Origin of the sequence: Serratia proteamaculans (genome assembly GCF_949794035.1) — a bacterium.
In the GTDB taxonomy this organism is placed as follows: domain Bacteria; phylum Pseudomonadota; class Gammaproteobacteria; order Enterobacterales; family Enterobacteriaceae; genus Serratia; species Serratia proteamaculans.
In genome coordinates, this window is record NZ_OX461105.1 from 3,277,282 (window position 1) to 3,290,289 (window position 13,008).

The following is a 13,008-nucleotide window of genomic DNA, read 5'->3' on the forward strand; positions in this document are numbered from 1 at the left end:
TGCCCAGAAATGGGAGCGCCGCTATTTAGAAGAAATGTGTATCAGGGAGTCTGTTTTGTCACACAACGCTAACCACATCGTTCATCAGCCTGGCAGGGAGCTACGCCGTGGCCCGCACCGGATCCTGAGCGTCATTGAAGGACACTGGCTAAAATGAGTGCTTCAATCTCCGCCACCGAAAACCGCGATAATGGTCTGCAAGCCCTGTGGGACCGTCTGCGCGCCAACCCGAAAATCCCACTGCTGATCGCCGCTTCCGCCGCCATCGCCATTGTGGTTGCGCTGCTGTTATGGGCAAAAAGCCCAGATTACCGCGTACTGTACAGCAACATTAACGATCGCGACGGGGGTGCCATCGTCACCCAACTGACGCAGATGAACATCCCCTACCGCTTTGCCGAAAACGGCGCGGCGCTGCTGATCCCGGCCGATAAAGTACATGAAACCCGCCTGCGACTGGCGCAGCTGGGTCTGCCGAAAGGTGGCGCAGTGGGTTTCGAACTGCTGGATCAGGAAAAATTCGGTATCAGCCAGTTCAGTGAGCAAATCAACTATCAGCGCGCGCTGGAAGGCGAACTGTCACGCACCATCGAATCCCTGGGGCCGGTACAAAACGCCCGCGTGCATCTGGCTCTGCCAAAACCCTCGCTGTTTGTCCGCGAACAAAAATCCCCTTCCGCCTCCGTGACCCTGACGCTGCAAGCCGGCCGCGCGTTGGATGACGGTCAGATCAACGCCATCGTTTATATGGTTTCGAGCAGCGTTGCCGGTTTACCGCCGGGCAACGTCACGGTGGTCGATCAGTCCGGCCGCCTGTTGACCCAGTCTGACGGCACCGGGCGTGATCTGAACGCGGCACAGTTGAAGTACGCCGGTGAAGTGGAAAATCGCTATCAGCGTCGCATCGAAGCAATCCTGGCGCCGATGGTCGGTAACGGCAACGTCCGTGCGCAGGTCACCGCACAGATCGACTTCGCCACCCGCGAGCAAACTGACGAAGAATACCAGCCGAACCAACAGCCCAATAAGGCCGCCGTACGCTCCAGACAGCTGAGCCAAAGCGACCAAATTGGCGGACCACTGGTCGGTGGCGTGCCGGGCGCACTGTCCAACCAGCCTAGCGCACCGGCTGCCGCGCCGATTGAAACCGCCAAACCGGCTGCCGGCACCAACGCCGACGCCGCCAAACCGAATGCCACGGCAACCCGCAGTGCGGCGTCAGGGCCACAGAATACGCGCAGCGATGAAACCACCAACTATGAGGTCGATCGCACCATTCGCCATACCCAGCAGAAGGCCGGGACGGTACAGCGGCTGTCGGTGGCGGTGGTGGTCAACTATCGCGGCACCGATAAAGAAGGCAAACCGCTGCCGATGAGCAAAGAGCAGTTGGCGCAGATCGAATCGCTGGTACGTGAGTCCATGGGCTTCTCCAGCAGCCGTGGCGATACCCTCAACGTGGTCAACACACCGTTTACCGATAACGAAATCACCGGCGGTGAACTGCCGTTCTGGCAAAGCCAAAGCTTTATCGATCGCCTGTTGGATGCCGGTCGCTATCTGCTGGTCCTGCTGGTGGCCTGGTTGCTGTGGCGCAAACTGGTGCGGCCGCAGTTGCAAAACCGTCAGGCGGTACAGAAAGCCGCCCTCGCCAGCGCCAATGCGCCAATGGCCAAACCGGCCGACAGCAATAAACAGAGTAATGAGGAGCTGGCGCAGCACCGCAAATCGCAGCAGCGCGTCAGTGCAGAAGTCCAGAGCCAGCGGATCCGCGAACTGGCTGAAAAAGACCCACGCGTGGTCGCTCTGGTAATCCGCCAATGGATGAGTAACGAATTATGAGTCTGACCGGTACCGAAAAAAGCGCCATCCTGCTGATGACGCTGGGTGAAGATCGCGCTGCCGAGGTGTTCAAACACCTTTCCTCGCGTGAAGTTCAGCAGTTGAGCGGCACCATGGCCAGCATGAGCCAGGTCTCGCACAAGCAACTGCAAGAAATACTGCGCGAGTTTGAAGACGATGCCGAACAGTACGCAGCACTGAGCGTCAATGCCAGCGACTACCTGCGTTCGGTATTGATCAAGGCGTTGGGCGAAGAGCGTGCCTCCAGCCTGCTGGAGGATATTCTCGAATCTCGCGAAACCACCACCGGCATGGAAACGCTCAACTTTATGGAGCCGATGAGCGCCGCGGATCTGATCCGCGACGAACACCCGCAGATCATCGCCACCATTCTGGTCCACCTGAAGCGTGGCCAGGCGGCAGATATTCTGGCGCTGTTCGACGAACGCCTGCGCAACGACGTCATGCTACGTATTGCCACTTTCGGTGGCGTGCAGCCGGCAGCGTTGGCGGAACTGACCGAAGTGCTGAACAACCTGCTCGACGGCCAGAACCTCAAGCGCAGCAAAATGGGCGGGGTACGCACCGCGGCCGAGATCATCAACCTGATGAAAACGCAGCAGGAAGAGGCGGTTATCGACGCCATGCGCGAATACGACGGCGAGCTGGCACAGAAGATCATCGACGAAATGTTCCTGTTCGAAAACCTGGTGGAAGTCGACGACCGCAGCATCCAGCGCCTGTTGCAGGAAGTGGAAGGCGAATCCTTGCTGGTGGCGCTCAAAGGCGCGGAACAGCCGCTGCGCGAGAAGTTCCTCAAGAACATGTCGCAACGCGCGGCCGATATTCTGCGCGACGATCTGGCCAACCGTGGCCCGGTGCGCATGTCGCAGGTAGAGAACGAACAGAAAGCCATCCTGCTGGTGGTGCGTCGTTTGGCAGAGAGCGGCGAAATGATTATCGGCGGTGGCGAGGACACCTATGTCTGATCGCATTAACACCCTGCCCTGGCAGCCCTGGTCGCTCAATGACCTGAACGAACCGAAACCGGAACTCGCCCCCCTGCCGTTACCGGTAGTGGAAACTTACGGCGTTCCCCTGGACGACAGCGTCGTTCAGGAACAGCAACTGGCCCAGTTACGCCTGCAGGCAGAGCAGCAAGGCCAGCAGTTGGGCTACGCCGACGGCCAGCAAAAAGGCTACGACGCCGGGTTCCAGGCCGGAATGGAGGAAGGCCGCCAACAGGGTTTGCTGGAGGCGCAGCAACAGCAGCAACTGGTGACTGAATTCCAGCACACGCTGGATGCTCTCGACAGCGTGATCGCCTCGCGCCTGATGCAACTGGCGTTGACCGCCGCCAAACAGGTGCTTGGTCAGCCGCCGGTGTGTGATGGCACCGCGCTGCTGGCGCAGATCCAACAGTTGATCCAACAGGAGCCGATGTTCAGCGGCAAGCCGCAGTTGCGCGTACATCCGGATGATTATCATCGGATAGAGCAGCAGTTGGGTGCCACGCTAAGCCTGCACGGCTGGCGGCTGCTGGCGGACGGTCAGTTACACCCTGGCGGCTGTAAGGTCAGTGCTGATGAGGGCGATCTCGACGCCAGTCTGGCGACCCGCTGGCACGAACTCTGCCGTCTGGCAGCTCCGGGAGAGGTGTAATGACTCAGCGCCTCGGCCGCTGGCTGACCTCACTGGATACGCTGGAAAAACGTATTACTCTGGCCCCGACGGTTCGTCGCTACGGCCGCCTGACGCGCGCAACCGGGCTGGTGCTGGAAGCCACCGGGTTGCAACTGCCCATCGGTGCCACCTGCCTGATCGAGCGCCACGACGGCGGTGAAGTGCAGGAAGTCGAGAGCGAAGTGGTCGGTTTTAACGGCCAGCGACTGTTCCTGATGCCGTTGGAAGAAGTGGAAGGCATTGTGCCCGGCGCCCGGGTTTATGCCCGCGTCTCGCCGGAAGGACAGAGCGCCAGCAAACAGCTGCCGCTTGGCCCGGCACTACTGGGCCGGGTGCTGGACGGCAGTGCCAAGCCGCTCGACGGCCTGCCTGCACCGGAAACCGGCTACCGTGCGCCGCTGATCACCGCCCCGTTCAACCCGCTGCAACGTACACCGATCGAACAGGTACTGGACGTCGGTGTACGCACCATCAATGGCCTGCTGACCGTCGGTCGTGGCCAGCGCATGGGGCTGTTCGCCGGTTCTGGCGTCGGTAAAAGCGTGCTGCTGGGCATGATGGCACGTTACACCCAGGCCGACGTGATCGTCGTCGGGCTGATCGGTGAACGCGGCCGCGAAGTTAAAGACTTTATCGAAAACATCCTCGGCCCTGAAGGCCGGGCACGCTCGGTGGTGATCGCCGCACCGGCGGACGTCTCACCGCTGCTGCGGATGCAGGGGGCGGCCTATGCCACCCGTATCGCCGAGGACTTCCGCGATCGCGGCCAGCACGTGTTGCTGATTATGGATTCACTGACCCGCTACGCGATGGCCCAGCGTGAGATCGCCCTGGCCATCGGCGAGCCACCGGCCACCAAAGGTTACCCGCCTTCGGTGTTCGCCAAACTGCCGGCACTGGTGGAACGCGCGGGCAACGGCATCAGCGGTGGCGGTTCGATTACCGCCTTTTATACCGTGCTGACCGAGGGTGATGACCAGCAGGATCCGATCGCCGATTCGGCGCGTGCCATTCTCGATGGCCACGTAGTGCTGTCGCGGCGATTGGCGGAAGCCGGTCACTACCCGGCCATCGACATTGAAGCGTCGATCAGCCGCGCCATGACGTCGTTGATCGACGAAGAGCACTACCGTCGGGTACGCAATTTCAAACAAATGCTGGCCAGCTATCAACGCAACCGCGATTTGATCAGCGTCGGTGCCTACGTCTCAGGCAGCGATCCACTGCTGGACAAGGCGATGGCGCTGTACCCGCAGATGGAAGCCTATCTGCAACAGGGCATTTTCGAGCGCAGCGGTTACGACGACGCCTGCCAACAGTTACAGCAATTGATCGTTTAACGTCACCAAAGGCGCAAATCCGATGAAACCACAGTCACCCCTGATTACCCTGCGCGATTTGGCGCAGGATGCGGTGGAACAGGCGACGCAGCAGTTGGGCCAGGTGCGCAAGGCGCAGCAGGCGGCTGAGCAGCAGCTTTCCATGCTGCTCAATTATCAGGATGAGTACCGCCAGAAGCTGAATAATCAACTGAGTGGCGGTATGGAGTCATCCAACTGGCAGAACTACCAGCAGTTTATCGGCACGCTGGAGCAGGCCATCACCCAGCACCGCCAGCAACTGACGCAGTGGGGACAAAAGGTCGACCACGCGATGAAGCACTGGCAGGACAAACAGCAGCGGCTGAACGCCTTCGAAACCCTGCATACCCGAGCCCAAAGCGCGGAGCTGCAGTTGGAGAATAAACGGGATCAAAAGCTGATGGATGAGTTCGCTCAACGCAGTGCACAAAGGAATACTCACCAATGAACCTCAACGTTTTGCCCGCAATGTCGCCCGCGGGCGATAGCGGATTACTGCCGGACGCAGCATTGCCGCTGGATGAGTCGTCCCTTTCGTCCGCCTTTGCACAACTGCTCGGTGCCCGCGTGCTGCCTGCCGATAAGGCTGCGGGCAAGCTGTCACCGATGACCTTGAGCGCAGACCAGGAGTCAGCGCCGCTGAGCCGCAACCAGCTCACCCAGCTACTGGCCGCCTTCGGCGAACGCGATGGGCTGTTAGCGCCGTCGCTGTTAAGCAACGGTCAGCCCGCCGCCGTAGCTCCCGGCGAAGAACCGCAGAAAAATCAACCGCCAGAGGAGACGGCTCTGCGCCCTGCCGGTGAGATCGACGCCGCCACGTTGCAGGCGCTGTTCGCCATGCTGCCCATTGCCGTCACGCCGGTGATGCCAGGTTCTTCCGGAGCCACTGAACTGACCGTTGAAGGCGAGCAGAATGCCACGCAACCGGCAGCGGTGCTGAGCGCCGCTCTGGGCCGATCTTCGGATGCTTCCGGCAGCCCGCTGGCAGACACGCAGAAAAACCCGACAACGGTGAGCCAAGATCCGCTCAACATGGAAAGTCGCGCCGACACGCCACAACAGACCGCGGCAACCCATGACAAGCCGGATGTCGCTGCATTGAAATTCGGCACCGATACGCCACCGCAAACGCCGGTCAATCACCTGGTGGCCCCGCCGGTATCCAGCCCGACCCTGGCCGCCACCCCAGCCGCCTCGCTGGTCACCGCCCCACCCACGCCACAGTTGAATGCCCAGCTCGGCAGCCCCGAGTGGCAGCAGGCGCTGAATCAGCAGGTATTGATGTTCCATCGCAACGGCCAGCAAAGTGCCGAGCTGCGTTTGCATCCGCAGGAACTGGGGGCGTTGCAGATCACCCTCAAGCTGGATGACAACCAGGCACAGCTGCACATTGCCTCGGCCCACGGTCAGGTGCGTGCCGCCGTGGAAGCCGCCATGCCGCAACTGCGCCATGCACTGGCGGAAAGCGGTATCAATCTGGGGCACAGCAGCGTGGGCGGTGAGTCAATGCCACAGGGGCAACAGGCGCAACAGCAGAACGGCGAGCAACAGGGCCGGCCGAATTATCGTGAGAGCCACGGTGGCAGCGAACCGGCCACAGAGGCGCTCAGCGCCCCTCTGGCATTGCAGGCCATGGCTCGCGGCATCAGCGGCGTTGATATTTTCGCCTGAGTGGCCGCAAACGCCCAAGCTGGCACGTTTTTCCCCGTCTATTCTGGCTATTGTGAGCCGGAATAGGCGCGATAATACCGTTACATGTCATGCGTGTGGCTTTTGCGCGCGCTATGTACCCGCCGGGTTTCAGGCTACGGCTTGCAGGACGTCGGGTATAACAACAGGAATTTGATTTAGCTATGTCTCAAAATACCCTACCGGCAGCACCAAAACGCTCCCTTCTGGTCATCGTGCTGGTGTTGATAGCCGTGCTCGCCTGCGGTGCGGCCGGTTACAGCTGGTGGCAGCTCAAGCAGCACCAGAACGGTACGCAACCCGCAGAAAAACCTCAGCCGCCGGCCGTGCCGGTGTTTATGCCGCTGGACACCTTTACCGTCAATCTGATGACGCCGGATAACAACCCCGATCGCGTGTTGTATATCGGCCTGACGTTACGCTTGCCGGACGAAAATACCCGCCGCCAACTGAACGATTTTCTGCCGGAAGTGCGCAGCCGTCTGCTGATGCTGCTGTCCCGTCAGGAAGCGGGTCAGTTGAGCAGTGAACAAGGGAAACAGCAACTGGTGGCGCAGATTAAGGACGTGCTTAGCCCGCCGCTGGTTAAGGGACAACCGAAGCAGGTGGTCAGCGACGTGCTGTTCACCGCCTTCATATTGCGGTAATCACTATGGGCGACAGCATTCTTTCACAGGCAGAGATCGACGCCTTGCTCAACGGCGACAGCGCGGGGGATGAACCCGTAGCGGTCGCCAGTAACGAGAGCGAGGTCAAGCCGTACGATCCGACCACCCAGCGCCGCGTGGTGCGCGAGCGACTGCACGCGCTGGAAATCATCAATGAGCGTTTTGCCCGGCAGTTCCGCATGGGGTTGTTCAACCTGTTGCGCCGCAGTCCGGACATTACCGTTGGCCCGATCAAGATCCAGCCGTATCACGAATTTGCCCGCAACCTGCCGGTGCCCACCAACCTCAACCTGGTGCACCTGAACCCGCTGCGCGGTACCGCGCTGTTCGTGTTCGCACCGAGCCTGGTGTTTATCGCCGTCGATAACCTGTTTGGCGGCGACGGTCGCTTTCCGACCAAAGTGGAAGGCCGCGAATTCACGCCTACTGAGCAACGGGTGATCAAGCGCATGCTGCGCCTGGCGCTGGACGCCTATGGCGACGCCTGGAGCGCGATTTACAAGATCAACGTGGAATACGTGCGCGCCGAAATGCAGGTGAAGTTCACCAATATCACCACCTCGCCGAACGACATTGTAGTCACTACTCCATTCCAGGTAGAGATCGGCGCGTTGAGCGGTGAATTCAACATCTGTATCCCGTTTGCCATGATCGAACCGCTGCGTGAACTGCTGACCAACCCGCCGCTGGAAAACTCACGGCAGGAGGACAGCCACTGGCGCGAAACGCTGGTGAAGCAGGTGCAGCATTCCGAACTGGAGCTGATTGCCAACTTCGTCGATATCCCGATGCGACTGTCAAAAATCCTGAAGCTGCAGCCGGGTGATGTATTACCGATTGATAAACCGGATCGCCTGATCGCCCACGTGGACGGCGTACCGGTTCTGACCAGCCAATACGGCACGTTAAACGGGCAGTACGCCCTGCGTGTTGAACATTTGATTAACCCTATTTTGAATGCTCTGAGTGAGGAACAGCCCAAATGAGTGATCCTAAGCAACCGTCTGGCGAAGGAAAGGAATCCGTGGACGACCTGTGGGCTGATGCGTTTAACGAGCAGCAATCTACCGAAAAAACCTCTGCCAGCGACGCGGTGTTCAAATCGCTGGAACCGCAGGATGCCAGCGGCAGCCTGCAGGACATCGATCTGATCCTGGACATTCCGGTCAAACTGACCGTCGAACTGGGCCGCACCAAAATGACCATCAAGGAGCTGCTGCGCCTGTCGCAGGGATCTGTCGTGGCTCTGGACGGGCTGGCGGGTGAACCCCTGGATATCATGATCAACGGTTATCTGATTGCCCAGGGCGAAGTGGTGGTGGTGGCCGACAAGTTCGGTGTACGTATCACCGACATCATTACCCCTTCCGAACGCATGCGTCGCCTGAGCCGCTGATGAACCCAAGCACCGCCGCGCCCAGCCAGGGCACCTTACAACCTGCCGCGCCGGCACTGCCGGCCGGTTCGGTTCTGACGCAGGTCAGCACTGCGCTCGGTGGCATCCTGCTGCTGATCCTGCTGGCCGGCTGGCTGTTCCGCCGACTGGGGTTTGCCCCACAGGCGCGCAACAACAAACTGTTAAACCTGCGTGCCAGCTGCCAGGTCGGGCAACGCGAGCGCGTGGTGGTGATCGAGGTGGATAACACCTTGCTGGTGCTGGGTGTCACCGCCCAGCAAATCACCCCGCTGCATACCCTGCCCGCCCCTGCGGCGGACAGCACAGCAGCCGAGGCCACCGCGCCGGCGGATTTTCGCCAACTGATGCAAAAAGTTCTGAAACGTCCGGAAAAATCGGCATGACTCGCACTCAACAATCGGCATCCCCGACGATGACTCCCCTCGGCTCGGATTGGCAGAAAACCGCCGCCTTCCCCCTCTCTTGTTGGGAGAGGGCCGGGGTGAGGGGAAAACAACTTCTGGCTGCTGCGCTGCTGCTGATAAGCCCCGCGGCTTTCGCGCAACTGCCCGGTTTGATCAGCCAGCCGTTAGCCAACGGTGGCCAAAGCTGGTCGCTGCCGGTACAAACGCTGGTGCTGCTGACCTCGCTCAGCTTCCTGCCTGCCATGCTGCTGATGATGACCAGTTTCACTCGTATCATCATCGTGCTCGGGCTGCTGCGCAACGCACTCGGCACCCCGTCCGCGCCGCCCAATCAGGTGATGCTGGGTCTGGCGCTGTTCCTGACCTTTTTCATCATGTCACCGGTGTTCGACAAGGTTTATCAGGACGCCTATCTGCCGTTCAGCCAGGATAAAATCAGCCTGGACGTGGCGATGGATAAAGGTTCGCAGCCGCTGCGCGAGTTTATGCTGCGCCAAACGCGGGAAACCGATCTGGCCCTGTATGCCAAGCTCGCCAACCTGCCGCCGCTGGCAGGACCGGAGGCGGTGCCGATGCGCATTTTGCTGCCGGCTTACGTCACCAGCGAGCTGAAAACCGCGTTCCAAATCGGTTTCACGGTATTTATTCCGTTCCTGATTATCGATCTGGTGGTGGCCAGCGTGCTGATGGCGCTGGGGATGATGATGGTGCCACCGGCGACCATCTCACTGCCGTTCAAACTGATGCTGTTTGTGTTGGTCGATGGCTGGCAGTTACTGCTTGGCTCGCTGGCACAGAGTTTCTATTCCTAGTTTTTATTGGTAATTCGCGGCGGGCACCCCGCCACTGAGGGATTCACGATGACACCCGAATCGGTCATGGCGCTGGGCACCGAAGCGATGAAAGTGGCGCTGGCGCTGGCGGCCCCGATGTTACTCGCCGCGCTGGTCAGCGGTCTGGTGGTCAGCCTGCTGCAGGCCGCCACCCAGATCAACGAAATGACCCTGTCGTTCATCCCCAAAATTCTGGCGGTGGTGGCCACCATCGTGATTGCCGGGCCGTGGATGCTGAACCTGCTGCTGGACTATATGCGCACGCTGTTCACTAACCTGCCAAATCTGATTGGTTAACCATGCTCACATTTGACAGCGCCCAGTTCGGCGTCTGGCTCAGCCAATATTTCTGGCCGCTGCTGCGCATTCTGGCGTTGATCAGCACCGCGCCGGTGTTCAGCGAAAAGCAGATCAGCAAGAAGGTGAAAATTGGCCTGGGTGGTCTGATCGTTGTCCTGGTGGCCCCCGGTCTGCCCATCAGCTCTGTCCCTATTTTCTCCGCTGCCGGCCTGTGGCTGGCGGCTCAGCAAATCCTGATCGGCGTGGCACTGGGCCTGACCATGCAGTTTGCCTTCGCGGCAATCCGCTTGGCAGGCGAAGTGATTGGCATGCAGATGGGCCTGTCATTCGCCACCTTCTTTGACCCCAGCGGTGGGCCAAACACTCCGGTGCTGGCACGGTTGCTCAACCTGCTGGCGATGCTGCTGTTCCTCAGTTTTAACGGCCACCTGTGGTTGATTTCGCTGCTGGTAGACAGCTTCCATACCCTGCCTATTCAGGCCGAACCGCTGAATGGTAACGGTTTTCTGGCATTGACCCAGGCTGGCTCGCTGATATTTATCAACGGCATGATGCTGGCGCTGCCGCTGATTTGCCTGTTACTGACGCTGAACATGGCGCTCGGTCTGCTCAACCGTATGACGCCGCAACTGTCGGTATTCGTCATCGGCTTCCCGGTCACCATGACCATCGGCATTATGACCATTGGCATGATGATGCCGATGCTGGCGCCGTTTTGTGAGCACCTGTTTGGCGAGTTCTTCGACAGGCTGGCCGATGTCCTCGGCAGCATGACGCCCTAGCGTAACCCTGATCAATGCGGCTTAACGGCCGCACCTCGCCGGACAAACGGGCAGTAAAACCCCTTTCTCGCTATAAAAAGTTGAAAAAAACCTATTAACACTATTTGGCTTCGATTAATTTTATCGACTTGAATAATAAATTACCCACCTTAGAATGGCCTTGTTAAATAAAAAGCCATCAGTAAAACTGTCAGTATTTAGTCGTAGAAATTAAATGCAGGAGGGGATTTAAATATAAAGCAACACACAGGGAAGTGAATTTAAAACTCCATCCGTTATCCGCAAGGATAAAGATATTCTTTCACCGGGGTCAGCCGGCGGGACGGTTATATTTATAATTTGCGGAATTAACCCTACTCTCAGGAGCACAGAAATGAAAGCTAAAACCAACCGCAGAGCACGCAGAGCCTTAGGTATGGCGCACTGGGCAACCAACCGAATTCAAATTGCATTATCCCCTTCGCCGAACGGTGAAAAATGGGCTATGGTGAAAAAGAAGAAATAACGACGATGTTATAAACAAATTCAAAATATAACCTCTACTGTTATTTAGCCAACCCTCCTGAATATTCAGACGTTTCCCTACGTTAAATCAGGCGGATATCGGCAGGTTTCACTTTGCCTCAGCCGAAAAAAAGGCACGTCACTCAAACCTTCGTGGGGGAAAGAGTGACGTGCCAAACAAGTGCGCCCGGTTTCAAGAATTCCCTACCCCTGTTTACAGCGATAAAGTCCTCTAAGCACACCCAAAGAGCGATCCGCCATAACTTCACAGCGGATGTTTATTATTGCCTATGGATTTCAAGTTGGCCGCTCCAGCGCGTCCATACGCTCGCGGCATTCGTACATCCCTGTACAGCACAGCCAGGCGCCAAGCTTGCTTATCCCCAGGAGCTTACTTAAGTAAGTAACTGGGGTGACAAATCTGCCGGGAGCAGATTTGAACGCTGCTCGCTGCGGCCCCGAAGGGGTGTGGCCCATGGACGGGCCACATAACGAAGTGCAGGTAACAACGCTGCAGCTTGAAAGACGACGGGTATTGACGGGTATCAGCGATTCATCTGGAACAACGACATACCCTGCATATCACCGAAGGTTTTATATGACGCCTGCAGCGCGGCCTGCTGCATAAAGTAAGCAGAGATCGACTCGGCCAAATCCGCATCTGTCAGCGCGCTCATCTGCACTTGATTGGTCATGTCGCGCTCTTTGCCGATGCTGTCCAACTGGTCCATTTCCTGCAATTGGCTGCCCAATTCAGCACGCACACTGAGCACCTTGTTGTAGGAGTTGTCCATGCCGCGGTTAGCCTTGGCCAATGCATCTGTCACCTGTTGCTTGGTGGCGTCGTCCGCATCCTGCTGCGGGGTTTTCAGCGCTTTCAATGCAATGTCGATGCTCTCAAACACGTTAGCCACCGGCGCACTGCCGTCCGGCTCGGGTTTCGGGTTGCTGGTCAACGACATGAATACCCCCTTGCCGGTATGACCAATGGTCATGGTCCGGTTGGCGTCCACCTTCTGTTCGACGACCTTGTCACCGCCTTTATAGCTCACGGTTCCACCTTCATCGACAAACGGCGGCTTGTCGTTCACATAGCCGCCGAACATGTAGCGGCCGTTACCGTCAGTGCTGTTAGCCAGATTGAGCAGCTGATCTTTCAGCCCCTGCAGTTGGGTCGCCAGCGAGTCGCGGTCGTTATCGCTTTTGGTGCCACCCGCGTTGACGATCAGCGCCTTAATATCGGAAATGGTCGATGTTGCACCGCTCAAAACGGTTTCCTCCATCGAGACGTTCTGCCGGGCAAAGGTGCGCGCGAGCGTATACTGATTGTTCTCAGCCTGCGACTGCGACAGCATCACCGCCTGCGACGCCGCCAGCGGATCGTCGGAAGGATTGATCACTCGCTTGCCCGTCGACAACTGCTCTGCGGCCTTCATAAACAGTGACTGGTTGCCGGTGATGCCGGACATGTTTTGTTGGTACATCATGCTGGTGCTCATACGCATGCTGTAGGTTCCTCACGGTG

At 58.7% G+C, this 13,008-nt stretch carries 15 protein-coding genes; 14 read left to right on the forward strand and 1 reads right to left on the reverse strand.

The genetic code is table 11. The features are described 5' to 3' along the window. Positions 1-153 precede the first annotated feature (153 nt). The 14 genes from fliF (at position 154) to sra (ending at position 11,484) form a co-directional block, all read left to right on the forward strand. Positions 154-1,842, forward strand: a complete 1,689-nt coding sequence (gene fliF, locus QOT07_RS15285; protein ID WP_261426353.1) for a flagellar basal-body MS-ring/collar protein FliF — start codon at positions 154-156, stop codon at positions 1,840-1,842. Continuing rightward, on the forward strand, positions 1,839-2,831 hold the full coding sequence (gene fliG, locus QOT07_RS15290; RefSeq protein WP_099064630.1) for a flagellar motor switch protein FliG: 993 nt from the start codon (positions 1,839-1,841) through the stop codon (positions 2,829-2,831). The genes fliF and fliG overlap by 4 nt, the downstream gene beginning before the upstream one ends. Then, positions 2,824-3,504, forward strand: coding sequence for a flagellar assembly protein FliH (fliH, locus tag QOT07_RS15295; RefSeq protein WP_283603469.1), 681 nt, complete (start codon positions 2,824-2,826; stop codon positions 3,502-3,504). Before fliG ends, fliH begins: the two co-directional genes overlap by 8 nt. Then, positions 3,504-4,865, forward strand: a complete 1,362-nt coding sequence (fliI, locus tag QOT07_RS15300) for a flagellar protein export ATPase FliI (protein ID WP_099064632.1) — start codon at positions 3,504-3,506, stop codon at positions 4,863-4,865. The genes fliH and fliI overlap by 1 nt, the downstream gene beginning before the upstream one ends. A 22-nt stretch (positions 4,866-4,887) precedes the next feature. Further along, entirely contained in the window at positions 4,888-5,334 is a 447-nt protein-coding gene (gene fliJ, locus QOT07_RS15305; RefSeq protein ID WP_099064633.1) for a flagellar export protein FliJ, read from the forward strand. After that, on the forward strand, positions 5,331-6,557 hold the full coding sequence (locus QOT07_RS15310) for a flagellar hook-length control protein FliK (protein ID WP_283603470.1): 1,227 nt from the start codon (positions 5,331-5,333) through the stop codon (positions 6,555-6,557). Before fliJ ends, QOT07_RS15310 begins: the two co-directional genes overlap by 4 nt. Before the next feature lie 182 nt (positions 6,558-6,739). Further along, entirely contained in the window at positions 6,740-7,222 is a 483-nt protein-coding gene (gene fliL / locus QOT07_RS15315) for a flagellar basal body-associated protein FliL (RefSeq protein WP_283603471.1), read from the forward strand. Between the two features lie 5 nt (positions 7,223-7,227). Beyond that, positions 7,228-8,229, forward strand: coding sequence for a flagellar motor switch protein FliM (gene fliM / locus QOT07_RS15320; RefSeq protein WP_085117279.1), 1,002 nt, complete (start codon positions 7,228-7,230; stop codon positions 8,227-8,229). Then, positions 8,226-8,639, forward strand: a complete 414-nt coding sequence (fliN, locus tag QOT07_RS15325; protein ID WP_085117280.1) for a flagellar motor switch protein FliN — start codon at positions 8,226-8,228, stop codon at positions 8,637-8,639. The genes fliM and fliN overlap by 4 nt, the downstream gene beginning before the upstream one ends. Continuing rightward, entirely contained in the window at positions 8,639-9,043 is a 405-nt protein-coding gene (gene fliO / locus QOT07_RS15330; protein ID WP_099064636.1) for a flagellar biosynthetic protein FliO, read from the forward strand. Before fliN ends, fliO begins: the two co-directional genes overlap by 1 nt. Continuing rightward, the gene (fliP, locus tag QOT07_RS15335) at positions 9,040-9,876 is read left to right on the forward strand and encodes a flagellar type III secretion system pore protein FliP (RefSeq protein ID WP_232519121.1); all 837 of its coding nucleotides are present in this window, start codon (positions 9,040-9,042) and stop codon (positions 9,874-9,876) included. The genes fliO and fliP overlap by 4 nt, the downstream gene beginning before the upstream one ends. A gap of 48 nt (positions 9,877-9,924) precedes the next feature. Beyond that, on the forward strand, positions 9,925-10,194 hold the full coding sequence (gene fliQ / locus QOT07_RS15340) for a flagellar biosynthesis protein FliQ (RefSeq protein ID WP_037419012.1): 270 nt from the start codon (positions 9,925-9,927) through the stop codon (positions 10,192-10,194). Positions 10,195-10,196: 2 nt separating this feature from the next. Beyond that, entirely contained in the window at positions 10,197-10,979 is a 783-nt protein-coding gene (fliR, locus tag QOT07_RS15345) for a flagellar biosynthetic protein FliR (RefSeq protein ID WP_099064637.1), read from the forward strand. Positions 10,980-11,352: 373 nt separating this feature from the next. Beyond that, positions 11,353-11,484, forward strand: a complete 132-nt coding sequence (sra, locus tag QOT07_RS15350) for a stationary-phase-induced ribosome-associated protein (protein WP_099064638.1) — start codon at positions 11,353-11,355, stop codon at positions 11,482-11,484. A gap of 544 nt (positions 11,485-12,028) precedes the next feature. Here the strand turns inward: sra and flgL are convergent. Continuing rightward, positions 12,029-12,988 (reverse strand): flagellar hook-associated protein FlgL, encoded by a 960-nt coding sequence (gene flgL, locus QOT07_RS15355; RefSeq protein WP_112349631.1) that lies wholly within the window; start codon positions 12,986-12,988, stop codon positions 12,029-12,031. Positions 12,989-13,008: the final 20 nt, after the last annotated feature.

What these genes read in the sequence shown, in the direction of transcription:
- fliR (WP_099064637.1), top strand. Translation starts at nt 10,197, where the DNA reads ATGCTCACATTTGACAGCGCCCAGTTCGGCGTCTGGCTCAGCCAATAT.
- fliO (WP_099064636.1), top strand. Translation starts at nt 8,639, where the DNA reads ATGAACCCAAGCACCGCCGCGCCCAGCCAGGGCACCTTACAACCTGCC.
- fliL (WP_283603471.1), top strand. Translation starts at nt 6,740, where the DNA reads ATGTCTCAAAATACCCTACCGGCAGCACCAAAACGCTCCCTTCTGGTC.
- fliG (WP_099064630.1), top strand. Translation starts at nt 1,839, where the DNA reads ATGAGTCTGACCGGTACCGAAAAAAGCGCCATCCTGCTGATGACGCTG.
- fliJ (WP_099064633.1), top strand. Translation starts at nt 4,888, where the DNA reads ATGAAACCACAGTCACCCCTGATTACCCTGCGCGATTTGGCGCAGGAT.
- fliQ (WP_037419012.1), top strand. Translation starts at nt 9,925, where the DNA reads ATGACACCCGAATCGGTCATGGCGCTGGGCACCGAAGCGATGAAAGTG.
- fliP (WP_232519121.1), top strand. Translation starts at nt 9,040, where the DNA reads ATGACTCGCACTCAACAATCGGCATCCCCGACGATGACTCCCCTCGGC.
- fliM (WP_085117279.1), top strand. Translation starts at nt 7,228, where the DNA reads ATGGGCGACAGCATTCTTTCACAGGCAGAGATCGACGCCTTGCTCAAC.
- sra (WP_099064638.1), top strand. Translation starts at nt 11,353, where the DNA reads ATGAAAGCTAAAACCAACCGCAGAGCACGCAGAGCCTTAGGTATGGCG.
- fliN (WP_085117280.1), top strand. Translation starts at nt 8,226, where the DNA reads ATGAGTGATCCTAAGCAACCGTCTGGCGAAGGAAAGGAATCCGTGGAC.
- fliH (WP_283603469.1), top strand. Translation starts at nt 2,824, where the DNA reads ATGTCTGATCGCATTAACACCCTGCCCTGGCAGCCCTGGTCGCTCAAT.
- fliI (WP_099064632.1), top strand. Translation starts at nt 3,504, where the DNA reads ATGACTCAGCGCCTCGGCCGCTGGCTGACCTCACTGGATACGCTGGAA.
- QOT07_RS15310 (WP_283603470.1), top strand. Translation starts at nt 5,331, where the DNA reads ATGAACCTCAACGTTTTGCCCGCAATGTCGCCCGCGGGCGATAGCGGA.
- flgL (WP_112349631.1), bottom strand. Translation starts at nt 12,988, where the DNA reads ATGCGTATGAGCACCAGCATGATGTACCAACAAAACATGTCCGGCATC.
- fliF (WP_261426353.1), top strand. Translation starts at nt 154, where the DNA reads ATGAGTGCTTCAATCTCCGCCACCGAAAACCGCGATAATGGTCTGCAA.